Annotated in this window: 14 protein-coding genes; 4 read left to right on the top strand and 10 right to left on the bottom strand. The window is 39.6% G+C overall.

The genetic code is table 11. From position 1 onward, the window contains the following. Nucleotides 1-75: 75 nt before the first annotated feature. On the bottom strand, nucleotides 76-1,830 hold the full coding sequence (locus FLEMA_RS68675) for a cellulase family glycosylhydrolase (RefSeq protein ID WP_044171468.1): 1,755 nt from the start codon (nucleotides 1,828-1,830) through the stop codon (nucleotides 76-78). Nucleotides 1,831-2,140: 310 nt separating this feature from the next. Between FLEMA_RS68675 and FLEMA_RS0115490 the strand changes: the two genes are divergently transcribed. Beyond that, nucleotides 2,141-5,047: a triple tyrosine motif-containing protein gene (locus FLEMA_RS0115490; protein WP_026997730.1), complete on the top strand. Its 2,907-nt coding sequence runs from the start codon at nucleotides 2,141-2,143 to the stop codon at nucleotides 5,045-5,047. Between the two features lie 130 nt (nucleotides 5,048-5,177). On the opposite strand, the gene FLEMA_RS68670 is transcribed toward FLEMA_RS0115490, so the two are convergent. From FLEMA_RS68670 to FLEMA_RS68635, 9 genes are all read right to left on the bottom strand, one after another. Continuing rightward, nucleotides 5,178-6,038 carry a glycoside hydrolase family 16 protein gene (locus tag FLEMA_RS68670; protein WP_044171465.1) on the bottom strand — a complete coding sequence of 287 codons (861 nt, stop codon included), beginning with the start codon at nucleotides 6,036-6,038 and terminating at the stop codon, nucleotides 5,178-5,180. Between the two features lie 387 nt (nucleotides 6,039-6,425). After that, entirely contained in the window at nucleotides 6,426-7,961 is a 1,536-nt protein-coding gene (locus tag FLEMA_RS68665; protein WP_044171462.1) for a RagB/SusD family nutrient uptake outer membrane protein, read from the bottom strand. 100 nt (nucleotides 7,962-8,061) lie between these two features. Next, nucleotides 8,062-11,175 carry a SusC/RagA family TonB-linked outer membrane protein gene (locus FLEMA_RS68660; RefSeq protein ID WP_044174655.1) on the bottom strand — a complete coding sequence of 1,038 codons (3,114 nt, stop codon included), beginning with the start codon at nucleotides 11,173-11,175 and terminating at the stop codon, nucleotides 8,062-8,064. Nucleotides 11,176-11,816: 641 nt separating this feature from the next. Next, entirely contained in the window at nucleotides 11,817-12,248 is a 432-nt protein-coding gene (locus FLEMA_RS0115275; RefSeq protein WP_026995705.1) for a nuclear transport factor 2 family protein, read from the bottom strand. Nucleotides 12,249-12,472: 224 nt separating this feature from the next. Continuing rightward, nucleotides 12,473-12,949, bottom strand: a complete 477-nt coding sequence (locus FLEMA_RS68655; protein WP_044171459.1) for a putative universal stress family protein — start codon at nucleotides 12,947-12,949, stop codon at nucleotides 12,473-12,475. A 98-nt stretch (nucleotides 12,950-13,047) separates the two neighbouring features. After that, nucleotides 13,048-14,421, bottom strand: a complete 1,374-nt coding sequence (locus FLEMA_RS68650) for a sensor histidine kinase (protein WP_044171458.1) — start codon at nucleotides 14,419-14,421, stop codon at nucleotides 13,048-13,050. Further along, nucleotides 14,418-15,122, bottom strand: a complete 705-nt coding sequence (locus FLEMA_RS68645; RefSeq protein ID WP_044171457.1) for a response regulator transcription factor — start codon at nucleotides 15,120-15,122, stop codon at nucleotides 14,418-14,420. The genes FLEMA_RS68650 and FLEMA_RS68645 overlap by 4 nt, the downstream gene beginning before the upstream one ends. A 77-nt stretch (nucleotides 15,123-15,199) precedes the next feature. After that, entirely contained in the window at nucleotides 15,200-16,453 is a 1,254-nt protein-coding gene (locus FLEMA_RS68640) for an ATP-binding cassette domain-containing protein (RefSeq protein WP_044171455.1), read from the bottom strand. A 102-nt stretch (nucleotides 16,454-16,555) separates the two neighbouring features. Further along, a complete protein-coding gene (locus FLEMA_RS68635; protein ID WP_044171445.1) occupies nucleotides 16,556-17,473 on the bottom strand; it encodes a glycine zipper family protein in 918 nt (305 codons plus the stop codon). Between the two features lie 650 nt (nucleotides 17,474-18,123). On the opposite strand from FLEMA_RS68635, the gene FLEMA_RS0115090 reads away from it, so the two are divergent. From FLEMA_RS0115090 to FLEMA_RS0115060, 3 genes are all read left to right on the top strand, one after another. After that, nucleotides 18,124-21,306: a SusC/RagA family TonB-linked outer membrane protein gene (locus FLEMA_RS0115090; protein ID WP_052354074.1), complete on the top strand. Its 3,183-nt coding sequence runs from the start codon at nucleotides 18,124-18,126 to the stop codon at nucleotides 21,304-21,306. A 53-nt stretch (nucleotides 21,307-21,359) separates the two neighbouring features. Next, nucleotides 21,360-22,853 carry a RagB/SusD family nutrient uptake outer membrane protein gene (locus FLEMA_RS0115075; protein WP_044171433.1) on the top strand — a complete coding sequence of 498 codons (1,494 nt, stop codon included), beginning with the start codon at nucleotides 21,360-21,362 and terminating at the stop codon, nucleotides 22,851-22,853. 220 nt (nucleotides 22,854-23,073) lie between these two features. Further along, nucleotides 23,074-24,138, top strand: coding sequence for a glycoside hydrolase family protein (locus FLEMA_RS0115060; RefSeq protein ID WP_026997729.1), 1,065 nt, complete (start codon nucleotides 23,074-23,076; stop codon nucleotides 24,136-24,138). Nucleotides 24,139-24,151 lie beyond the last annotated feature (13 nt).

Genomic DNA, 24,151 nt, shown 5'->3' with positions numbered 1-24,151 from the left:
TTGATTGATTATTAAAATTACAAAAAAACCAACCCAATTGTTGGGTTGGCCATGTTCATAGAAGGGATATTGAATTTATATATTGAATTGGATAGTACGTAGTAAAAAACCGCCTTTGGCCGCTTTGATACGGATTTGCTGTAAACCCTTTTTTAGTTTAACCTTGCCGAAGGAAACCTTTTGCCAAGTGTCGTCACTACCTGTAGCAGGAGTGCCGAGCCACGAAGGCAAAGGTTTTCCGTCAAGGCTTAGCTCAATAGCTCCCTCCGTTTTTTCGGATGCTACCTCAACACTGATTTGATAATTGCCAGCTTTGGCAACATTGACAGTGTAATTGAGCCATTCATCGGTTTCTATAGAAAATACATGGTAACGATTGGACGCTTTGTTATATTGAATATCTACACCATCGTTGCGATAAGCACGGCCTCTGTTACCTTGGGTATTAACCCCTGGAGTATATTGATAACTGGCTGTATCCTTGTCATAGTACCCAATCCGTTGTCCGCCCAAATCAAAATCAATGGCATCTATAACCGTACTAGGTTGTTGGATGAAGTGGTTTTTAAAAGGTTTTGCTTTCTTTTCTGTCACCTGACGAAACATCGCATCAATCACATCTTTGTGGTAAATATTGTTTTCTAGTTTTAGCAACTCAATTAATTCATCCAAGGCTTGTTGAGTTTCTTGGCTTGTTGGTTGAGGAGCTTTTTCATTCCAAAAGTCGAGTAATTTTTGGTAAGAAGGCATTATTTTGATTTCAAGTGGATTATTGATACCCATTTTTTTGAGTTGCCACCAAGCCCAGCCAATATTTTTGTTTTCTACCAAAGCGATTGCCTCAGTAAACCAATTATTTGAATTTTCTCCTGATTCGCCTAGCCACAGAGGTACATTATATTGGTCTTGGATTGCCAAAAAACCTTTAATAGCATCGAGGGTATTAAAATTGCCGTATTTATGAAAGCTCAGAACCATGTTGTTGTCCCAAGGAGGCATAATTCCACGATAGTTATTTCCAAAGCCATTACCTTCAATAATGATAATATGCTGTTGGTCTACCTCTCGAATTGCCCTTGTAATTGCCACCATAAGTTTACGTAGCGGCTCGTTTTTATTTTCTTCAGTGCCTCTAAAGTCTTTTGTCGGATTCTCAAAACCCCAATTGGGTTCATTGATAATATCGTAGCCTGCCACCCACGGTTCATTGGCATAGCGTTCTGCGAGTTTTCGCCAAAGAGCAATGGTTTTTTCTTGATTAGCTTGGCTTTCCCACAGCGAAGGTTTGGCAGGGTCACGGTCGGCAATAGGCAAATCGTTTCCTTGTCCACCTGGGGCGGCGTGTAGGTCTAATATCAAATACATTTTGTTTGCCTTGCACCAAGCCAAAAGGCTGTCGGTCATAGCAAAACCTTTGTCGAGCCATGTATTTTGTCCAGCCACGGGTTCTTGTTCGATAGGTAGCGTGTACAAATTGTAGTGCATAGGCAATCTTACCGAATTAAATCCCCAAGCGGCCATCGAGTCGATGTCTATTTTACGAGTATGATTTAGTAACCATTGTTGGTAAAACGCTTCTGTTTTTTGGGGGCCAACAAGGGCTTCAATTTTGTCTTTTATTCGATATTGCTGTCCAATATTACTCAGCTTAAACATATATCCTTCTTGCAGCATCCACCCACCCAAGCCCATTCCTCGCAGAATAATCTTTTCGCCTTTTTCGTTAACTATAATTTTGCCCTGTGCTTTCAAAAAACCTTGGGCTTGTGCCATAAAGGTTATTAGTACACCGCAGATGAGGGCATTTATTAAACCAATAATTTTTTTCACGTTACAAGGATTATGTTCTTTTTTTAGTAAAAATGAACCTTTTGTACACTATATCAATTTAGCATAAAGATTCACTGTAAACTTTGTATTAAATAAAGAGTCTTATTAGGTGAAGGTTAGAATCAGACAAGTTTTTCAAATAAATGTAATATCTTTCGATGTCAAAAGTAGGAATAACTTGCGGAGAAATGGTAAAAAGTAACCCCTACATTACCCCAACAAACTGTTTAAAAAGAAGAAAAATCAGTATAAAAATCATATTAATCGATAATTCTACTAGTTTTTGCTTGATTTGGATACCCTAAATTCTATGAAACATCTTATTCTTGTATTACTTATTATTGGAGGAGTTGAGCTTGTAAAAGCCCAAAATACGATTGGTCTTCCCTATATTCATAACTATACCAAACAACAATACCAAGCAGGAACACAAAGCTGGAGTATCCGTCAAGACAAAAAAGGAATTATGTATTTTGCTAATAACGAGGGGTTATTGACATTTGATGGTTCGTTTTGGCGAAGGTATGCTTTACCCAACAAAACCAAAGTGCGTTCGCTCGAATTTGGGACAGACAATCGCTTGTATGCTGGAGGCGAAAACGAATTTGGGTACTACAAGCCCAATGCTTCGGGCGATTTGTCGTTTGTTTCTCTCAAAAATTTAGTATCAGAAAAAGAACATTCCTTTTCTGATATTTGGAATGTTTGTGGGTATCAAAAAAGTGTATTTTTTAGAGCTAGTAATAAAATTTTTCAGTATCGAGACAACAAAGTGTCCATCTACAGGCCTCAATCACATTGGCGATTTATGGGGGCTACCGAGCAGTATTTATTAGCACAAGATTTTGAAAAAGGTTTGTTGAAATTTAATCAAGGACGTTGGGAAACATTTTTGAAAACCGATGATTTTTCTAAAAAAAGCCTCATTACGGCCCTTATACCTGTCAATAAAGACAGTGCTTTGGTAGTAACCCTCGAACACGGGGCTTACTGGCTTCGGGGTAATCAAACAATGGCTTTGTCTACCGATTTTATGAAAAAAGTAGCTAAGTACAGAATCTACAACGCCACAAGGGTTAGCCACGACAGAATAGCCCTTTCTACCAGTTTGAATGGATGTTTTATTATCAATAAAAAAGGCGAATTTATTCAGCATTATTCTAAAGACGAAGGACTTATCAATAATAATGTCCTAAGTAATTTTATTGATAACCACCAAAACCTATGGCTTGGTCTCGACAACGGAATTGCCTTTGTAGCTACCAACAATGCTATCAAAAATATTTATCCCAAAATAGACAATGAAGGTGCGGGTTATGCCAGTGCCATTTACCAAAACAAGCTGTATTTGGGTACATCCAATGGCCTTTTTGTAGCACCGCTAGGTCAGTTTACCGATTTGAGCTACGTAAAAGCCCATTTTAGTGCAGTACCCAATTCTACGGGGCAAGTGTGGGGCTTAAACGAAATCAATGGGAAACTCCTTATGGGGCATCACGAAGGGGCTTTTGTTGTAAATCCCAACCAAGCTACCAAGTTGCTAGATAATGGCTATTGGTCGTTTTTGCCTTTAGGCAATATTATGCCTGCTAGCTTTATTGTGGCAGGTAATTATAATGGATTGAGCTTTTTTAAGTACCAAAACAATACTTTTGTGCCTGCTGGGCAAGTACCTAATTTTCATATTTCATCGAGATTTATCTGCTTAGACCATCACAATGAAAAAGTAATTTGGACATCTCATCCCTATCAAGGTGTATTTAAAATTACGCTAAAAGAAGGCTTTAATGCCGATATAAAGCTCTATTCCGAAAAACAAGGTTTAACGCTTTCACTCAATAACAGTTTTGTATATGCTATCAAAAATAGGGTAGTGGTGGCATCTGAAAAAGGCTTGTTTGAGTACAATGACCGTACCGACAAATTTGAAGAATCGGTGTATTTGAAAAAGTATTTTGGTAAGCTGAATGTATATTACCTAAAAGAAGATTCGCAAGGCAATATCTGGTTTATTGCCAATAACAAATTGGGCGTACTGGATTTATCGGGCAAACAACCCAAAATTATTTATTTGCCTGAGCTAACCAATAAAATGGTAGCAGGTTTTGAATCTATTAATCCGATCGATGCCCAGAATATATTGGTAGGTAGCGAAAGAGGTTTTTTTCATATCAATTATAATGCCTACAAGCTTCAGCAAAACAATGTGAATGTGAATATCCGTGCTGTTGCAGCAACGGGCAAAGCCGATAGCTTATTTTTTGGGGGATATTGGGCCGAAATAAATACTTTGTTGGGGCAACAAGAACAGCAGATTCCTCGTATAGCGAGTAGCTTCAATGGGCTTGGCTTTGAGTTTTCATCTACATTATTCAATCAGCAAGAAACCATTGAGTATGCTTACTTATTGGATGGATTTGATAAAACGTGGTCGGGGTGGTCCAAAAAAACCAGTAAAGAATATTCACAATTGCCAGCAGGCACTTATACTTTCAAGGTAAAAGCTCGTAACAATTTTGGGAAAGAATCGCCAGTAGCAATGTATACATTTGTTATTTTGCCACCTTGGTATTTGACCATTTGGGCATATTTGGTATATACGTTGCTGTTGATGGGTATGTTCTATTGGTTGTTTTTGTGGCAACAACAAAAGTTTATTCAACAACAACTTCAATACCAAGAAGAACAAAAACGCTTGTTGTATTTACATCAGTTGGAACTAGAACAAAGTGAAAAAGAAATAGTTAGCCTTAGAAATGAAAAATTAGAAGCCGAAATTATTCATAAAAATGCTGATTTGGCATCGTCGGCGATGCACTTGGTGCAAAAAGCCGAATTATTGTCGAAACTCAAACACGATTTGTCAAGAATGGCCAAAACCGAAAATCTTGATGAAATGAAAGAAGATTTACGGAAAATGATAAAGGTAGTTGATGATGAAAATACACTAGGCGAAGACTGGAGCCAGTTTTCGGTACATTTTGATAGTGTACATAGTAATTTTTTGGTACTGCTCAAAGAAAAGTTTCCGAACCTAAGTCCAAGTGAACTAAAGCTTTGTGCTTATTTACGGATGAATTTATCGACCAAAGAAATAGCTCAATTAATGAATATTTCGTCGAGGAGTGTAGAGGTAAGCCGTTATCGTCTTCGCAAAAAACTACAGTTGCCTAGCGAAGTAAATTTCTTTAATTACTTCCTGAGTATTAAGGAATAAGGAGTTAGATAAAATAAATATGAGTGATTCTGAAATTTAACATGAAAACCCAAGTCATTCCGAATAATCAAACAAGTCGGTCGAAGAACTAATTTCGACCGACTCATAATCGATACTACTGATAAACAAGCTATTTGTCAATCATTTTATAAACCCTCACATAATCTACTTCCATTTTGGCAGGGAAAATAGTAGGGTCGAGTCCTTTTGCTCCGCCCCAGTCGCCACCAACGGCAATATTGAGCAGTAAGTGAAAACGTTTGTCGAAAGGCCATTCGGCAAAACTCTTTCCTTCGTTGACAAACTCAAAAATCTGTTCGTCATCAATAAAGCCTCTGATAGCATAGGGTGTCCAATCAACACGATATTTATGAAAATCAGTTATGGCTGTCGGAACGGTTTTTACGGCTGTTTTTTGGGTATTAATTTTAAAGTAATAGGCCAGCGAGTGTGTACTAATATGTACTACATTGGGGTCGTAGCCAACGTGTTCCATAATATCTATTTCGCCAGAATTTGGCCAGCCACCATACGCCCAGTCGGTAGGGAGCATCCAAATAGCAGGCCATGAGCCTAAGCCTGCGGGTAGTTTTGCCTTGATTTCAAAGCGACCATACAAAAAATCTCCTTTGTTGCGAGTTACCAAACGAGCCGAAGTATAATCACGACCACCCATACTCTCTTTTTTGGCCGAAATCGTTAGTTTGCCATTCGATACACTCGAGTTGGCCGTGCTGTTGGTATAATATTGTAGTTCGTTATTGCCCCAGCCTCCGCCGCCAATATCATAATCCCACTTTTTAGGGTCAGGAGCACCCTCATTATCAAATTCGTCGGCCCATACTGGCGATGTTTCAAACGACCACTTTTTGTCTTCTAATGGTACTAATGGAGGGGCTACAACGGGTGTGGGTGTTTTTTTGCTTTGTCCCGAACACGAAAGAATACTTCCCAATACCAATAAAAAAGCCAGTTGATGTATTTTTTTCATAAGCTAAATCAATAAGAGTTAATATTTTGATAGATTATTACATAAACCTAAAGGAACTGATTGTAGGCCTTTAATAGTAATCTACTTAGTACCTACAACAATATCAGGAAATATAAAGAATTAAAATGATGTTGACAAATAAAGAAAAAGTATAGTTATACGAAGGTATTGTTGATAAGATATAAAACCAAACTGGTATTTCCTCAAAGGGCTATGCTTGGGAAAATACCAGTTGAAGATAGACACTGTTTAGCCGTATTTCAGCTTAACAGAAAAGTAGACTATTGAATAAGAGTACCAAATAGTAAGTGTTGCTTTTTGAACTTTAAGATTGATTATCAGTTGCTTAGTTTTGACTTATAATTTGGTACTCCCTCCATGTGCTTATTATTTTGTGCCACCCCATTCTTTACTTTGTTGGATTTTGGTATTTTCCATTTCTAACAAAGGAATAGGCAATATTTCGTGTTGACCTGTTTTAAAACCTCTTGAAGCCAAAATTGTTCCTGCTTTTTTCCAACGAACAAGGTCGAGCCAACGATGTCCTTCACCAGCCAATTCGAGTCTTCTTTCTAGGATAATATTGTCGAAAGTAGCTGCTACATGATGTTTGTTGTCTTTGTAAGCACGGTCACGAACAGCATTGATAAGAGCTGCCGCACGTTGTAAATCGCCATTGCTACGAACCAACGCCTCGGCTTCGAGCAAATAAGTATCAGCCAAACGGATGTCGTACATATTTTGTGGAAAATTCAATTCCATATTTCCAGCACCAGTCCATTTATTTGAATTTCTTCCTGCAAATTTTTCTAAGAAATAGCCTGTATTCATATACCCTTTTTCGTAGCTAGCAATACCATTTTTTTCTAAGCTATCCAAATTAGCGATAGTTGCTTTATAACGTGGGTCAAAATGAATAGCATTGAACAAATCAGGGGTAACAGGCAAGAAACTCCAGCCCGAAACGTAATCAGGAGCATCGGCAGTATTGGCACGGTATCCACGAGGGCCAACCATAATATTCAAAACATTACCTTCAGTACAGGCTACGCAGTCCCAGTTACCAGCAGAAGTATTGGTATAAGCAATTTCAAAAATAGATTCTGAGTTATATTTATTTTTTACATTCCATAACTCTCCGAAATTGCTCAAAAGCTTGTAGCCATACTGACTTGTACCACCTGGAGTACCATTGACGGCGGCTAGCTCTTGGGCTGCTTCAGCAAATTTTTCTTGTTGCAAATATACCTTTCCCAATAAAGCACGGGCTGCTCCTTGAGTGGCACGGCCGCCCTCGGTACTAGCAGGTACGGTACTTGGCAAGTCTGCCAAAGATTCTTTCAAATCTTTTTCAATCTGAGCATATACCTCGGTAGGGTTGGCCTGCAAAACGTTGTACATTTCTGATGTAGCCACAGGTGTTACAAACAAAGGAACGTTTTTGAAAAGACGCACCAAGTCGAAATAGAAATAGGCACGTAAGAATTTACCCTCGGCGATATATCTTTTTTTCAAGGCTTCGTCCATAGGTACACCTGGCAGTTTTTGAAGAATCACATTGGCACGGAATACGCCCGAAAAGCCTTTTCTCCATAATTCGCCCTGTGGCCCTCTGTCGGGGGTAAGGGTGTAGTTAGAAAAAACCTGAAAATCAGAAATATCATTGGGGCCACCACCGCCAGCGTAGTGGTCGTCGGAGGCGGCATTTAAAGCTCCTATTTTGGTAACAAAACCCCCACCTTGCCAGCCTACTACGTCATAAACAGCCACTAGGCCGTTGAATGCCTCAGTTTGGTTGCGGTAATAGTTGGCTTCGAGGTTAGTGCCTCTTGGGCTTACTTCCAAGAATTCGGTAGTACATGAGCTTAGTAATTGTACGCCAATTGCCAAGCCTGCAAGGTATTTTTTATAATTGATGGTCATTGCTAAAATAATATTTTGTTTGAAATATGAACAAAAGTTCTTGTTGGTATTGCCCCTAAAACCATCGGGTATTTAGGGGGAAGGTATGTTTTTTTATTACCTAAAATCCAAGATTTAAGCCAAGCATAAACGAACGAGCCTGTGGATAAATACCTCGGTCGATACTCATTACACCACCACCGATTTCGGGGTCGTAGCCAGTATACTTGGTGAATGTCAACAAGTTTTGGCTCATTACATAAATACGAGCTTTCTGTAAACCTAACTTATCCGATACATTTTTGGGTAATGTATAACCAAACTGAAGGGTTTTGATACGGAAGTAGTTGCCATCTTCCAAATAGAAATTAGAAGGGTTACCAAAGTTTTTGTTAGGGTCACCATTGACTACCCTCGGGTAGGTCGTAGATGTACCTTCGCCAGTCCAGCGGTCAAGGATTTTGGTTGACCAGTTGGCGTTGGCAATGTCCAAACGACGAAGTCCTTGGAAGATTTTGTTACCAGCCGCTCCTTGTCCAAACAACACCATGTCGAAACCTTTGTAGGCCAAATTAACCGTAAAACCATAAGAAACCGTTGGTGTAGGAGTTCCTAAGAAAGTACGGTCTTTTTCAGTAATTACACCATCATTGTCGGTATCAGCCCATTTGAAATCGCCAGGTTTGGCATTTGGCTGAATTTTCTTGCCATCTTTTGTATAGTTTTCAATTTCGGCTTGGTTTTGGAAAATACCCAATGTTTGGAAACCAAAGAACGAGTTAATCGCCTGTCCAACGGCAGTTCTAGTAATAGGATAAGTACTAGCTTGGAACGACTGCCCACCCGACAAATAAGCAATACCATTACCAAGGTTGGTAACTTCGTTTTTGATATACGAAACGTTACCATTTACTGAAAAGTCGACTTGGCCAAGTTTTTTGCGATAACCTAATTCCAGCTCAATACCTGTATTTTGAATATCCGCCACATTGGCAGCAGGGTTTGAAATAGCCCCTACATAACCCGGAATACGAGGGTTTTGCAAAATATCTTTGGTTACTTTTTTAAACCATTCTAGGGTTACGCTCATGTTGTTGAACAATGTAGCATCTATACCAATGTTGGTTTGGCTTGTTTGTTCCCATTTCAAATCGGGATTGGCAGGAGCATTGGGGCTATAACCAATAATATAGCTTCCCGAATTACCAATCGCATAATTGCGGCCGCTTCCTACCGTAGAAAGGAACGCAAAGTCACCGATAGCATCGTTTCCTACAACACCATAGCCACCTCTTACTTTCAAGAAGTTTACGACGTTGTTGACAGGAAAGAAGTTTTCACGAGAAGCAACCCAGCCCAAAGAAATAGAAGGGAAAATACCATATTTATGGTTAGCTCCAAAGCGAGAAGAACCATCTCTACGAATCAGACCTTGTACCAAATACTTTTCATCATAGTTATAATTTAAGCGAGCAAATAACGAAGAAACCGTATGTAAAGAGCCTTCTCCTGCATCAGACGAACGTTGGTCGTTTGGTACTTTGAAGTTGAGTGAGGCATCATTAAAATTGTCGGCAGGGATATTATAGAATGTCACACTGGTTGAATAAGTGCGGTTTTCTGAATATGCTCCTTGTCCAAGCAACAAATTGAAGTTATGTTTTTGGAAATCTTTTGCATAAGAAACCGTATTTTCAATATTCCAGTCATAACGAGAGTTCATCGACCTGTTGTATGAGGTTTGCGAAGTAATATTAGAAGAGTTGAGCCAAGAAATAGGAGTGAAGCTTTCGCTACCATAGAAAGCAATTTTTGTACCTACAGTAGAGCGAAACTTCAAGCCTATAATAGGTTGGGCTTCTAAGTACGCATTACCAACAATATTGTCGCTCCAACCATAATTGCCCAAACGTGTTTGAATATACGCCAGTGGGTTAATCATTTCTTGTCCTACAGCCGTTGAAATACCATAAGGGAAGCCCTGTGCATCTCTACGAATTCCAGTGTTGCGATAAGGTGCTGCGTTATAAATAGCGGGGTCAGTTACGACAGCAGGTGTAATAGGATCGAGGTTGATAGCCGAACTCAAAGGCCCCCCAAATTCGCTATTGGTATTACCCAAACCTATGGATTTATCATGGGCATATCCTAGATTTTGGCCTACTGTAATCCATTTCGATAGCTTGTGGGTACTGTTCAAGCGAACGTTGGCACGGGTATATTTTGAAATTTCTGTAGCCACAATACCCTCTTGGTCGAGGTAACCAAACGAAAGGTAAAACGTAGAGCGGTCGTTGCCACCACTAATACTTAACTCATGATTTTGGCGACGAGCACTGTTGTTAAAAATCAACGATTGCCAGTCTGTACCTTGTCCCAAAGCTTGTGGATTAGGATATACCGCTGCTCCGCCAGCATTTACCGAAGCTTCGTTGCGAATGGTTGCATATTGGGTTGCGTTCAAGAGGTTCAATTTTTTGGCAGGGGCAGATGTGCCATAAAAGCCATTGTAATTAACACGAATACTACCTGCTTTTCCTTTTTTGGTAGTTACCAAAATTACTCCAGCTGCAGCACGAGCTCCATAAATCGCTTGTGAAGCGGCATCTTTTAGTACTTCTATCGACTCAATATCCGACTGATTGAGATAGCCTACCCCGCCGTTGTCAACTACTACGCCATCGACAACCCATAGGGGGTCGTTGTTATTGAGAGTTGTAACACCACGAACACGCACTGTAGCCCCAGAGCCAGGCTGTCCCGAGCTCGAGGCAATCGTTAAGCCAGAGGTTCTACCTTGTAGGGCTTCTTCTACACGGTTGATGGGCATGGTTTCGAGGTCAGATGCTTTTACGCTTGAAATAGCTCCTGTTACAACGCTTTTTTTCTGAGCACCATAACCCACTACTACTACTTCGTCGAGGTTGTTGGAGGTTTCTTCTAATTGAAAATTTACGACTGTTGTTCCTGCTTTTACGGTGTAGTTTTGGCCTGATGCCCCTAAGTAACTAACAACCATAATTGCTCCTGGTGTTACGCTAAGGGTGTACTTTCCAAGCGAGTCTGTGATGGTTGCCTTTGATGTTCCAAGTACAGCAACTGTTGCTCCTACTAAGGCTTCGCCATTCGTTTTGGAGGTTACTTTACCTGTTACCCGAAGGGTTTGTGCCATTAGTGTGTTGAATACACTACATAGCAGTAAAATACTAAAGATTAGTACAATTTTTCTGTTCATTTTGCAAAAGCTTTTATTAGGGATTGTGAGATGATTGAGGCTTTCAATCATTTTCTTGGATAAATGTTTGTTCGGTTAACCTGTTGCAAAGGTAGAGGGCTTTGCTTCAAATAGTCCAATGTTTTGTTACTACATTACTACAACAAAACCTGCATAATAGTATGTATGGGTGGTTTTTTGCCCCAACATTACCCCTACAAGCCTTTAAATTGTACTAAATATCTTTCAGAATTAAAGATTTTATTGTACAAATTAAATAGAAGGTATAGGGTAATGAAATAATGAAGTAATGGATAATGAAGGGATGAATAATAAAGTGATGAATAATGAAGGTTTTGGGGAGGGGAAAAACGGGTATGACGAAATGAAAGTTGTCGGTGGAAATGTGTTTGGAAAATGCGTTTGCTGTAATGCGTGTTTTGATGGTTTTGGAGAGGGTACTAAAAAAACATGAGTCATCTCAAATTTAGTGAATGAGTTATTCTGAAATTTAACATGAAACCATAATAAGTTGTCCCCTATTGGATAAAAAGCACGATGGTCTATCTCGTGAATCCCAATAAATGCAAACAAGAGGTCTCTATTGCAAATTATCCCAAAATTTGGGATGACTCATGTTATGACAAACAGCGTTTTGGGTTTTAGAAATTATCGTAATAGGTAAAATCGCTGCTTATGAGATTGTTTTCTATAGTGAAAATGGTGGTGACAGGGAGTTCAAATTTTGATTTGTCGGGAGATGTACCTGTCGAGATAAATTCGACGATGATATGTTTTTCTCCTGATGGATAAATCGCTATGATTGTATCATGAATATCGGGGAATACTTTTTGTAATTCGCTATATTTCTGGATGGTTTGCTGGCGAGTTTGTGTTACAATGCCTTTCCCTAACGAGGGGTCTTTGAATTGAGCCTTTTCGATATACATTTCTGCCAATTTATTCCAGTCATGTTGATTGAAATAGGTGAAATATCGCTGTATAAATGCCTCTAAGTGTGGTTTTTCCTGAACTTGAGTTTGGCAAGATCCAAGTACGATACCCCAAAATAATACAATACGCCAGTTTCTCATATTTGTTGGATTTAAAGTTTTTTAATCACAGAGAATTAGCCGTAAGTGATGGATTTTTAGGGCTATTCTATAAGATTAAAGATAACAATAAATCTAATAACATAATTAGATAGGTGATAGCTTGTGCCTTGATAATCAATATATAAGTGCTAGATTGAGAATTTAGTACTAGGGCTAGTACCGCCTTCTCAATTTCGCACTCGGTTTGTATGTGGTTTTCTTAATTAATAAAAAAGCTCTAATAATTGCCCATGCTCAGTTTGAGTACTCATGCTTTCGAGCGGAATTTCAAAGATTGGGTACTGTGACTTTTTTAATAGAGGCACAGGATTGAAAGCTTTTTTGGTTGTATTGAATTCATGGTTTTTGGGTACATATATTTCGTCGATATTGTGTGCATCCAGAAACGAACACATAGCATTGCTGGTACGTCCATGAAACAATTCTATTTTGATATTTCTCAACGAATCTTCAAACCTATTTTTAATGATTTCTAACGCCTCCTTAAATTCGGGAGTAATCAGCGAATGTATGGTTCTGTGAGGTGAATAGAACAACAAGTCTGAAATAGAGTCGTCTAAATGTTCGGCATAAAGAAGCACAACTCGAATAGCCTCGTACTGATGCGATTCAAGAGCGATCTTGAGGGTATTGAGCGATACAATACGGAAATCAATAGGAACTAATATCGTTTTTGCCATAATTCTTTATTCGTAAGATATGGTTGCAAAGCTATCGGCTAGATATTAGTGCCTTTTAAGAGTTAGATTAGAATTTGATAAGAATATACTACTTTCGGTTATAATTGCATTAAAGGGATTTTTACTTGTACTTTAGTGCCTTGATTGATGGCCGAACTGACAATGAGTGTGCCTTTATGAAGATGTACAATATTGCGTGTTAAGGGCAAGCCAATACCGTATCCTTCAAACAAATTGGTGTTAGAAGCCCTAAAAAATGGGTCATAGATAAAGGCTAATTCCGATTCGGGGATACCAATGCCAGCGTCTTCAACAAGTACAATTACCTGCGAGTTGCTCGATGCTATATGTACTGTTACGGGGCTATTATTGGAGTATTTGCAGGCGTTGCTTAAAATATTGGCAAAAGCCAATTGAAGCAATTGCTGATTGCCTTTTACTTTTAGCTTTTTGGGGTCTTCGGGAAGTAAATGTAAATCTACAAAAATCTTATTATTGGGCGTTAGCTTATCAATTAGCCTTTTGGTTTCCCAGATAACTTCATCAATACGTACCCTTTCAAAAACAATGGTATTGCCTTTGTAGGCTGTTTGTGCCAAAAAGAGTAACGACCTCGTAATTTCATTCAGGCGTTCGGCCTGCTGGAGAATATTCTGTATAGACCTGATGTATTCGTCGGAGGTTCGTACTTTCAACAAAGCAACATCGGCCTCGCCAATAATGGCTGTTAGGGGAGTCCCTAGCTCGTGTGAGGCATTGCTAATAAAGTTTTTTTGGGTTTCAAAAGCCGTTTCTATTCTGTTCAGAAGCTCGTTGAAAGTACTAGTAAGTTCGCTAATTTCGGTATTGGAGCCGTTGCTATTCTCTAAACGAAGATGAATATTTTCGGTACTAATTTGTTTTACTTTGTCGGTGATTTCTTTGATAGGGTCAAAAATATGTTTTGAGAAATAAACAGAAAAGAAGAAAACTATCAAAATAACCATCGACACCCCACCAATAAGTATGGTACGCAAAAAACTAAGGTGGTGTGATGCGTAGTAGTTTTCGGCCGAAACAATCACGAGGTATTCTTGACCTTTTTTGTAGTGCTTTGCTCCAACAAAAAAAAGATTGCCATCTTTTTCTTTGTATTTACCTGTTTTGAGGAGGTTTTCTAAAAAATTGACAGGAATATTTCGTTTGGTAGCGATACTGTCTAATGACATATCAGGTACGACCTCTACTAAATACTCTTTTTCTTTTTCTAGTTTTTCGAGATATTGATTGCGTAGTTTTTTTAGATAAATACTGTTTTGTGTATCGGCATTGAGGGTGTATTGTGCCGAAATACTCACACGTGCTTCTAGCCTTTTGTAGAAATCTACATAAGAGAATTGATTCAGAAAATAATAAATGGCTATTCCAAATACCACTACCAATAGCGTACTCAGAAAACCCAGAATCAAGGCTAGTTTTGTTTGTGTTTTCATCGTTCTTTTAGCACATAACCCATTCCAACAACAGTATGAATCAGTTTGTTTTCTGAGTCGGCATCTATTTTTTTACGTAAATAGTTGATATATACATCTACGACATTGGTTCCCATATTGAAATTAATATCCCAGGCACTTTCCAGAATATCGACCCTCGACAAAACCCTGCCTCGGTTTTTAATCAAAACCAGCAGCAAACGGTATTCAGTAGCCGTAAGTAGAATAGGGGTACTTCCTCTGAAAACCGTTTTGGCATCATCGTCGATTACCAAATCGCTGATAATATACACATTTTTAGATTTTTCTTCCGAAACCTGTTCGCCATAAGAAGTACGCCGAAGAAGGGCATTGATGCGGGCATATAGCTCAATAAACTTGAAGGGTTTTACCAAGTAATCATCAGCACCAGTATTGAGGCCCAGTGCAATGTTTTCGGATGTACCAAGGGCTGTCAAAAAAAGTACAGGTGTTTTGATATGGTGTTGACGAATAGTTCGGCAAACCTCAATGCCATTTTTGTCGGGCAACATGATGTCGAGAATAATGAGGTCGAAAGTCGATTCAAAAATCATACTAAGGGCGGTATTACCATCGAGTGCCACCGATACCTCAAACCCTCCTTCATCCAAGCCCTTTTTGATAAAGGCCACCACATTGGTTTCGTCTTCGACCAAAAGTATTTTTTTCTGTGCATTCATGTTTCTTTACTGTAAAGACCCCTAAGGTCACGGGATTGGGCAATAGCTCAAAAGCCTTTGCCCAATTAAGTTACGAATTATTTCATTATTACACCTGTAGAACCCTCTTGGCTTGGGGTTAGCTGAAAAATGTTTCTAGGATAAAGCCCAGTTTCATTTCTGTGCGAAACATACAAAATAGTTGTGGTACTTTCATTCGCAATTTTATTGATTAGCGATACCACCAAAGCCGTATTGTGGTCGTCGAGTCCTGCAATGGCTTCGTCCAAAATCAAAAGGGGTGGGTGTTTTACCATAGCACGTGCCACCAAAGCCATGCGTTGTTGCCCTGTCGATAGCATAAAGAATGGTTTTTTGGCTAGTTTGTCCATTTCTATCAAAACCAACCATTGTTGAGCCAATTTGATTTGGAGTTCGGATGGTTTTATATATAGCCCAATTGAGTCGAAAAAACCCGAAATAAGCATTTGTTCGAGGGTGTGGCTGGTACTAAACAAATCGGTCATGGCTGGAGTTACATAACCAATTTTGTCTTTGATTGACCAAACGGTTTCGCCAGAGCCTTTTTTCTTACCAAATAGAACCAAATCTTGTCCGTAACCCTTGGGGTTGTCGCCTGTAATCATCGACAAGATGGTAGTTTTGCCAGAACCATTTGGCCCAATCAAATGCCAAAATTCATTTTTATGAATAGTCCATGTAATTTCTTTGAGGATATGCTTTTCGCCATAACTTACATTTACTTTGTTGAATCTGATAAGTTCTTGTCCTTCAAGGTTGTATTGCTTGATAGGAGGAGGCAGTATGCCTACAAAAGTAGAAGCCTGAGCCTGTCGGTATTCTTCAAGGAATACCTGAATGTCTTCATGAAAAACAATTTGATTGTTTTTTTCGATACTGGCAACATGGGTAATAAATGGTAATAAATCTCGCTCACGATTGATTAATTGTACCAAAGATGTATGCTCGGCAATTTTGTGCAACATAGCCAATAGCGATTCCTGAGCGGCTACGTCGAGGTTGTCGAAAGGGTTATCCAAAATCAAGTAATTAGGCTTTTGTGCTACCAAATAGTGTAGTAAAGCCTTTTTTTGTTCGCCACTCGACATCGACTTCAAACTTCTGTCGAGGTGTTTGGTCAAAGCCGTAAAACCATGTCTGTTTTCTTCGTCGATAAACTCATTTACTGTCAGACTCGAAAACAATAAACCTTCTGTTTGGTTCAAATCTGCTAGAATTCCAGTGGCTTTTTTAGCTAATACTTGTTGAATAAATACTTGTTTATTGGCATTGTTCGACAAGAATATAGCCCAATGTTTGGTGTTTTTCATAAAATAAATCGTGTACTGTGAAATTTTTTGCAAGAAACAAAAACTCCTCCAAAACCAAAGGGCTTGAAGGGGTTTTTTATGGTTATTATAGGATAGCTAGGGCTATTTGGCCATATTGAGTTTAATCGTTAAGCTTCTCAAATCTTGGTTGATAGACCGAATCGTTGCCTGTAGTTCGTTGAGCATATTGGCTCTTTTTTGAAGGTCTTCGGCCGAATAAATACCTCCGTTGTCAAAAAAAAGGTGTTCTTCTTGCTGATCAACCTTGTTCTCAAATTTGTATTCAGTCCATCTTTTTTTGATGTTTTCACGAAGTGTTATTTTGCCCGAATTGCTCAGGCTTCGTTCGTTCAGAATATTCCAAATCGACACAGGATAGTCATGATTATCGTTGTTGCCTGTCCAGATATTTCTTAAAAGATTTCGCTGAAAGCTTAGTTGTACTTTTTTGCCTTTGGGTGCTATAGTCAAAGCACCTAGCCCAGCACTAATCAAACCACCACCAACCCCAACGGCAGTATTGGCACTGTTGTCGCTGATTAGCACAGTTGCTACGGTAGTTAAAGCCCCAAGTGCTACAGAGGCTACTGTAAGTCGAGTGTTTTTTTGATTATTGATATTTTCGACGTAATCGGCAAGTTGCCCAAACCGCTCGCCGTTGCAATCTAATTCGGCAGCAATAGCGGCTATTTCTATATTGGTGAGGGTGAGCCTATTGTCAATCTTTTGTTGCATTACCAACGCTTTCAGGGTGTCGGTTTGGGGCAAATACAAGGCACTAAGATACGGGGCTATACCAATTGCTTGGCTAATGAAGCGGTCATGTTCGGAAAGGTGAAGGGCTAGAATACTGTCTATTTGGTCAGTATTTTCGTGATTATGTTCAATTTGTGAATAATCATAGAATACCGCAGGGCTACAAAAGTCATTAGACAAGTTCTTAACTTTTGTGCCTTGCAAAATAGGCGAACACGACGACCCTCCTAGTAATATGCAAAAAAGTAAAAGTGATTTTTTCATGGATTGAGTGTTTAAAGATGGTTGAAAAGACAATAGTGTAGTGGATTAGGAATAAAAAAAACAATTATTTTCTGGTTCAGAACGCCGTTATATTTAATCGGTTTTGGTAGGGTGTTTTACCACAAAGCACATTATATGAGCCTATTTGCCCCAAAATAGGCTAGTTTTTTAGGTTGTTAGCAATGTAATGTGAATTAAGAAAATATCCAACCCTTTTTGGTGCTTCAAATACACGAAATAATAACTAAAAATGAGTGTGCGAACACTTTTGGTAAAAAAATATTGTAAGAGTAGCAATCTCAAGATATTCCTGATAAATACTATAAATAGGGCAAAAAATTGAATTAAATCTTGATAAAGTCTATTTTTATTGTATTATTCCAATAAATTTCTGTATTGACAGGATGCTGCATGATGGTTTCGGTATAGCAATTGAATAATTTTGAAAAGAAGAATTTTAGTATTGGAATTCTATGTGTTAAAAACTGAAAGTAGCTAAGAAACATGGTAAAATATACTTCAATACAAGTTTAATCCATCCAAAACTATTCTATCAAGAGCTTATTATTTATGATGAACCATTGATAAAATGGTTGGGTGGTAGCTATTGCTTTTAGAAAAGGTTTATCATTTCAAACAATCCTTTATGTATGTACTCGTTTACTAATCTACGTAAAATTTTCTTGTCAACTTGTGCAGTTTTGGCTTTAATCGCTACTGCCGATTCGGCAATACTGGCCACAATTCGTTTGGCCAAAACTGCTACCCATCGACTGGCCGAAGTTACTATTGCTGGAAAAGTACTTTCTTCAGACAATAACGAACCTATACCCGGAGTAAATGTACTGGTAAAAGGTACTAAAATTGGTACATCTACCAAAGCCGACGGTACATTCCAAATTAAGGTTTCGAGCGAAAACGCTACGTTAATATTTTCTTCGATTGGCTTTACTACCAAAGAAGTTGCCTTGGCAGGCCGTAAGGTTTTAACGGTGGTGTTGTCGTCCGACACACAAGCCCTCGACGAAGTAGTTGTGGTGGGTTATGGTGAAGTAAAAAGAAATAACCTGACGGGTGCAGCCGCAAGTATTTCGTCGAAAGATATTGAAGAACGCCCTGTTCCACGTTTAGAAAATGCCCTTGCGGGTCAGTTGCCAGGGGTAGATGTTCGTACCACTTCGGGCGAGCCAGGCTCTGATATTCAGATTAGAGTAAGAGGTACAGGCTCTATCAACTCGTCGAACGACCCACTTTATGTAGTCGATGGTGTGCCTGTTGATGACATAAAAGGGCTAAATCCTGGCGATATTAAATCGCTAGATGTCCTAAAAGATGCAGCATCTGCGGCTATTTACGGTTCGAGGGGGTCTAATGGGGTTGTTATTATTACTACCAAACGAGGCAATAAAGGTAAAGTAAAGATTCAGTTCAACGCCAATAAGAGTTTCTCGCAAATTGAGGGCAAATTAGATGTGATGAACCCCGAACAATGGATTCAATTTAGGAAAGATGATATTGATGTAAAATGGGTGAATCGTGGTATTTCTTTGAAAAAAGACTATAAAGCAACAGATTCGCAGGCATTTAGGGCTGCCGAATTGGGTATTACGGGGCCTATTAATTCAACAACGGCCAATGCTACATTGATGTACGACCCACGTTGGGCGTATGGTCGTGACAGTTTGGATTATGTAGACTGGAATAAGGCCTTTTTTGGCAATACGGGTGTGTTAGATAATTACCAGATTACGCTTTCGGGTGGCCAAGATAATGTTAATTATAGCGTGTCGGGAGGGTATTTGACCCAAACGGGGATTGTCCGAAATACGGGTTACGACCGTGCTACATTAAGGGCTAATTTTGATGCAAAAGTGAATAAATATATCAAATTTGGTATGACCTTAGCTCCGTCGATTGAATGGAGAACAGGCTCAGGCCAAACCGACGGTAAAGACCGCTCGGGGATGGCCGCTGTGGGTGCCCCGCCAATTAGCGATTTGGGGGTTGGTACTGACGCTGGCCTAGGAGGGTATCCAACTTACAAATGGTCGGGACGATATACAAGCCAAATTGGTTATATGGACAGGGTTGTAGCCAACAGAACAAGAACCAAATTGAATGCCAATTTATATTTAGACTTTAACCTGACCAAAGACCTAACTTTGAAGGTATTGGGAGGGTCTGATATTTATTCAAACCTAGACGAAACATGGGTTCCATCGTCGGCACTTCGTAGCGATTTAGCAGCAACCTCATATTCTGACCGCTCGCAGGGTTCTACCTATCATTATTTAGGACAAACAACGTTGAATTATAACAAGAAAATTGGGAAAAACCACGATTTGAATGTGCTATTGGGCTATGCTGTTGAAACTACCAAGTTTAATTCAAGCGTACAACGTGCCAATAATTTTCCGAATGACTGGTCAAATTTGTTTGATTTGAGCGTAGCTACAACTACTATCAATACAATTTCGAGTGGCAAAAATGCCTTGATTTCCTATTTTGGGCGTGTTCAGTATGACTTCAAAGACAAATATTTGCTTTCGGCGAGTATCCGACGAGATGGTTCATCAAAATTTGGAGGCGATAACCAGTGGGGTATTTTTCCTGCCGCATCGGTAGCATGGAAAGTAAGCCGAGAGCCTTTTATGGCTAATATCAATGCTATTTCCGACCTCAAAGTACGTGCTAGTTATGGGGTATCTGGCAACAACCGTATTGTCGATAATGCACAGTTTGCTTTGTTGGGCAACTACAACTATAATCTAGGCGGAGGTACTGCCGTAATAAAAGGATATGCCCCAACTTCGTTTGAAAACTCGTATTTGGGCTGGGAAACCAACAAAAGTTATAATGTAGGTTTAGACTTTGGCGTGCTTCGCAATACCATACAGGCCAGTATCGACTACTATAATCGTACCACAAGCGACCTTCTTTTACGTGCACCTGTGGCATCGACAACGGGTTTTACCAATAGCTGGCAAAATATTGGAGACATCAGAAACCAAGGGATTGAGTTGAGCCTTTCTACCCAAAAGAAATTTGGTGCAGTACGCTGGAACAGTACTTTTAATATTTCATACAATACCAACGAAGTTACTCGCTTAGGCTATGACAATACGCCAATTCCAAGTGGTTTTAGTGGTTTGACATCTATTATTCAAGTGGGTCAGCCTATTGGCGCATTTAAGTTGTACGATGTAATTGGCGTGTACAAAGACCAAGCTGATATAGATGCTAATCCGCACATGGCTCGTACATTGCCTGGTGATTCAAAATACCGAGATGTAAATGGCGATGGCAAAATCGACGACAACGACCGTACCATTGTCGGTAATCCACAAGCTCCATTCTATTATGGTTTCAAAACCGAGTTAAGTTACAAAAGCTTTTCATTGAATATCTTAATGAATGCTCAGACAGGAGGCAAAATCTACTCAATGATTGGCCGTAGTATCGACCGCTCTACTTCCGAATCTTTGTACAACCGCCTTGCTATTTGGTTAGATAGATGGCAGTCGCCCGAAAAACCAGGCAACGGTATGGTACCAAGTTTGTACGCTACTACCAGTTCATATTATGACACCAGATGGTTGTATAGCTCTGATTATCTGCGTGTTAAAAATATTACCTTGGGCTACTCTGTACCTCAGATGAAATGGTTTAGCTCGGCTAGGGTATATGTGTCGGTCGAAAACCCTTTCATTTGGCATAAATACTACGGCGGATATACACCCGAAGCCCAATCGCCAAACCCTGCCGATGGAGGCGATTATGGTGGCTATCCTCAGTCAAAAACCTATTCACTTGGTTTGAACCTGACCTTCTAGTACAATCCATGCAGTACTATTCTCGAATGATATTTATTTAATTATTGTAAGCAATGAAAATCAAGAAATTATTTACCTATATACTTATCACTGGAGCAAGTGTATCTTTTATGTCTTGTAACGAAGACCTTATAGATATTAACCCACTGACCAACAATACCGCTAATAGCTTCTACGCTGACGAAAACCAAATGAATCAGGCCGTTATGGCAGTTTATAATGCCTATATGCCTATTCCTGTAAGTTCAAACTGGTATTTGTCGGAAGTGCGTTCTGATAATACCTTGGAAATCAACGGAGGAGGAGCTCAACGTGACTGGGCTGATATTGGCTTTTTTACAGCTACTAGCCAAACGGGGGCATTTGCCACAGCTTGGACAAACCTTTATTCGGTGGTGTATCGAGCCAATTTGGTACTAGCCAATGGTGTCAAATTTGAAGGCTCAGCCAAAGTAAACCAATACCAAGCCGAAGCTCGGTATTTTAGGGCATTGGCCTTTTTTGATTTGGTTCGTTTTTGGGGCGATGTACCATTGGTAATCAGGCCATTGTCAATTGCCGAAGCCAAAGCAATGCCTCGTACAGCCAAAGCCGATGTGTACAAACAAATAGTAGAAGATTTGGTATTTGCAAGTACCAATTTGCCCGATGTGTATGCCACTGCCGATAAAGGGCGTGCTACCAAATACGCTGCCAAATCTATCTTGGGGAGGGTCTATTTAACAATGGCAGGGTATCCGCTAAAACAAACCGATAAGTTGGCTTTGGCCAAAAAAGAGCTGGCCGATGTTATTGCCAAAGAAAGTGCTTATTTTACTTTTCCCACAAATTACAGAGATTTGTTTACGGTAGCAGGCGAAAACAAATCTAATCCTTTCGAGGTGCAATATTTGTCGGGAGGTGTTGGTTTGGGTAGTTCAGTACCAGGAGTACAAGCTTTTCAATACCCCTCTCAATGGTCGGCTTTTACACCAATTGATGGTTTCGACGGCCAGCCAGAGCCTACCTTGTTGTCGAGCTATGCCTCTACCGATGTACGCAAAGCCGCCACCCTAGATTCGGGATATGTCGAAATCAAAACAGGAGCAAGCAGTAATCGTATTCAGTTTACTAAATTTTTGGAAAAAGGTTATGCCGGAATGATTAATAACCGTGACTATCCAACCAATTTTCCAGTAATACGCTATAATGACGTGTTGTTGATGTATGCCGAAATTTTGAATGAAGAAAGTGGCCCAACTGCCGAAGCAGTAGCTATTTTGAATAGAATCAGAACATTTGCAAAAGCACCAAAAGTAAATCCAACCACCAAAGAAGAATTTCGTTTGGCCATTGAAAAAGAACGTAGAATCGAATTTGCAGCCGAAGGTTTACGCTGGCACGACCTTGTGCGTACTGGCCGAGCTATAGAGGTAATGAATGCTTTTGTTACAAGAAATGCCTATAAAATGGCAAAACCTGTCAACGAAAACGATTTGTATTACCCAATTCCTCAGTCTGAAATGCTTATTAACCCTGGTTTTTGGCAACAAAATGCAGGCTACTAAAAGTATGAAAAATACCTAGGCAAGTAGTGGGAGTTAAAGGGCTGAAGAAAATTAATAATTTCCTGATAAGCATATTTTCATTTTGTCATTATTAGGGCATTGAAAATACCCGACACCCTCAATAATATTGATTGTCTCCAAGTCTAGTAATACCCCAACACCTTATCCCCTCTATGAAAACGCAGTTCACAGAGGGGATTTTTATTAACAACCATAACCTATGACATCTCGACGAGATTTTCTAGCAAGTTTATCTGCTATACCATTGATAAAATGGCAGGGTCGACTTCTTCCGCAACCCGAATTACCTTTATCTGATTTTGCTAAAAAATTAGAGCCTCTTGGCCGTCGCCTCGAAATGGAAGGGTATTATGTATGGTGTTGTGCCCCAATTTTGGCTCCTGATGGCAAACTTCATGTATTTTTTTCTCGTTGGAAAGAAGAATACAAAATGGGAGGATGGATTCATAAAAGTGAAATAGCCCATGCTGTAGCCAACTCGCCCGAAGCCCCCTTGATATATGTCGACACAATATTAGCTCCTCGTGGGGCCAATCACTGGGATGCTACTACTTGTCATAATCCTCATATTCAGTATATTGATGGACAGTATTGTTTGTTTTATATGGGAAATGCCAATGGCAAAACCGACACCAAACGCATTGGTTTAGCCACAGCCCCAAGTTTGGATGGCCCTTGGACTCGCCCCGACAACCCCCTTTTAGAAGCTGGAACAATAGGCTCATGGGACGACCATTGTACTACAAATCCTTCCTTTGTCAAGCACCCCAATGGCGAATATTGGCTCTATTACAAATCATGGAATACTAGCGAATATGCTGCCGCTCAGGGTGCTATTCGGGGTAATCGGAAATATGGATTGGCAATAGCCCAGCAATTGCATGGCCCTTATATCCGTTTTGAAGGTAACCCAATTGTTGATTTTTCGGGAATGGGACAAAATCAGCAGGTCGAAGATGCCTTTACTTTTAGAAGGGGCAAGCATTTTTATATGATAACACGCGATATGGGGTATTTTAATCATGAAGTAGGCTTATGGATGGACTCAAAAAATGGTAAAAATTGGAATAAACCCCAAGTAGCATATTTGCCAGCTTCGTCTTATATCAGCGAGCCTCCACCGCCAGCCTATCTAAAACGTTATGGACGTTTTGAACGACCCCAAATTTTAATGCAAAATGATCGCCCTGCTTATTTATTTACGGCCATGCAAGGAGGCCAATATGGCACAGCATCGGGTTTTTTATTCAAAATCAAAGCTTAATTATCATTCAATA

The sequence above is a fragment of the Flectobacillus major DSM 103 genome, from assembly GCF_000427405.1.
Taxonomy (GTDB): Bacteria; Bacteroidota; Bacteroidia; order Cytophagales; family Spirosomataceae; genus Flectobacillus; species Flectobacillus major.
The sequence above is the reverse complement of the archived record's forward strand: the minus strand, read 5'-3'. Positions and strand labels throughout refer to the sequence as shown.

Bases quoted from the DNA above. Each gene is read 5' to 3' on its own strand.
- FLEMA_RS0115490 (WP_026997730.1), top strand. From the start codon at position 2,141: ATGAAACATCTTATTCTTGTATTACTTATTATTGGAGGAGTTGAGCTT.
- FLEMA_RS68670 (WP_044171465.1), bottom strand. From the start codon at position 6,038: ATGAAAAAAATACATCAACTGGCTTTTTTATTGGTATTGGGAAGTATT.
- FLEMA_RS68665 (WP_044171462.1), bottom strand. From the start codon at position 7,961: ATGACCATCAATTATAAAAAATACCTTGCAGGCTTGGCAATTGGCGTA.
- FLEMA_RS68660 (WP_044174655.1), bottom strand. From the start codon at position 11,175: ATGAACAGAAAAATTGTACTAATCTTTAGTATTTTACTGCTATGTAGT.
- FLEMA_RS0115275 (WP_026995705.1), bottom strand. From the start codon at position 12,248: ATGAGAAACTGGCGTATTGTATTATTTTGGGGTATCGTACTTGGATCT.
- FLEMA_RS68655 (WP_044171459.1), bottom strand. From the start codon at position 12,949: ATGGCAAAAACGATATTAGTTCCTATTGATTTCCGTATTGTATCGCTC.
- FLEMA_RS68650 (WP_044171458.1), bottom strand. From the start codon at position 14,421: ATGAAAACACAAACAAAACTAGCCTTGATTCTGGGTTTTCTGAGTACG.
- FLEMA_RS68645 (WP_044171457.1), bottom strand. From the start codon at position 15,122: ATGAATGCACAGAAAAAAATACTTTTGGTCGAAGACGAAACCAATGTG.
- FLEMA_RS68640 (WP_044171455.1), bottom strand. From the start codon at position 16,453: ATGAAAAACACCAAACATTGGGCTATATTCTTGTCGAACAATGCCAAT.
- FLEMA_RS68635 (WP_044171445.1), bottom strand. From the start codon at position 17,473: ATGAAAAAATCACTTTTACTTTTTTGCATATTACTAGGAGGGTCGTCG.
- FLEMA_RS0115090 (WP_052354074.1), top strand. From the start codon at position 18,124: ATGTACTCGTTTACTAATCTACGTAAAATTTTCTTGTCAACTTGTGCA.
- FLEMA_RS0115075 (WP_044171433.1), top strand. From the start codon at position 21,360: ATGAAAATCAAGAAATTATTTACCTATATACTTATCACTGGAGCAAGT.
- FLEMA_RS0115060 (WP_026997729.1), top strand. From the start codon at position 23,074: ATGACATCTCGACGAGATTTTCTAGCAAGTTTATCTGCTATACCATTG.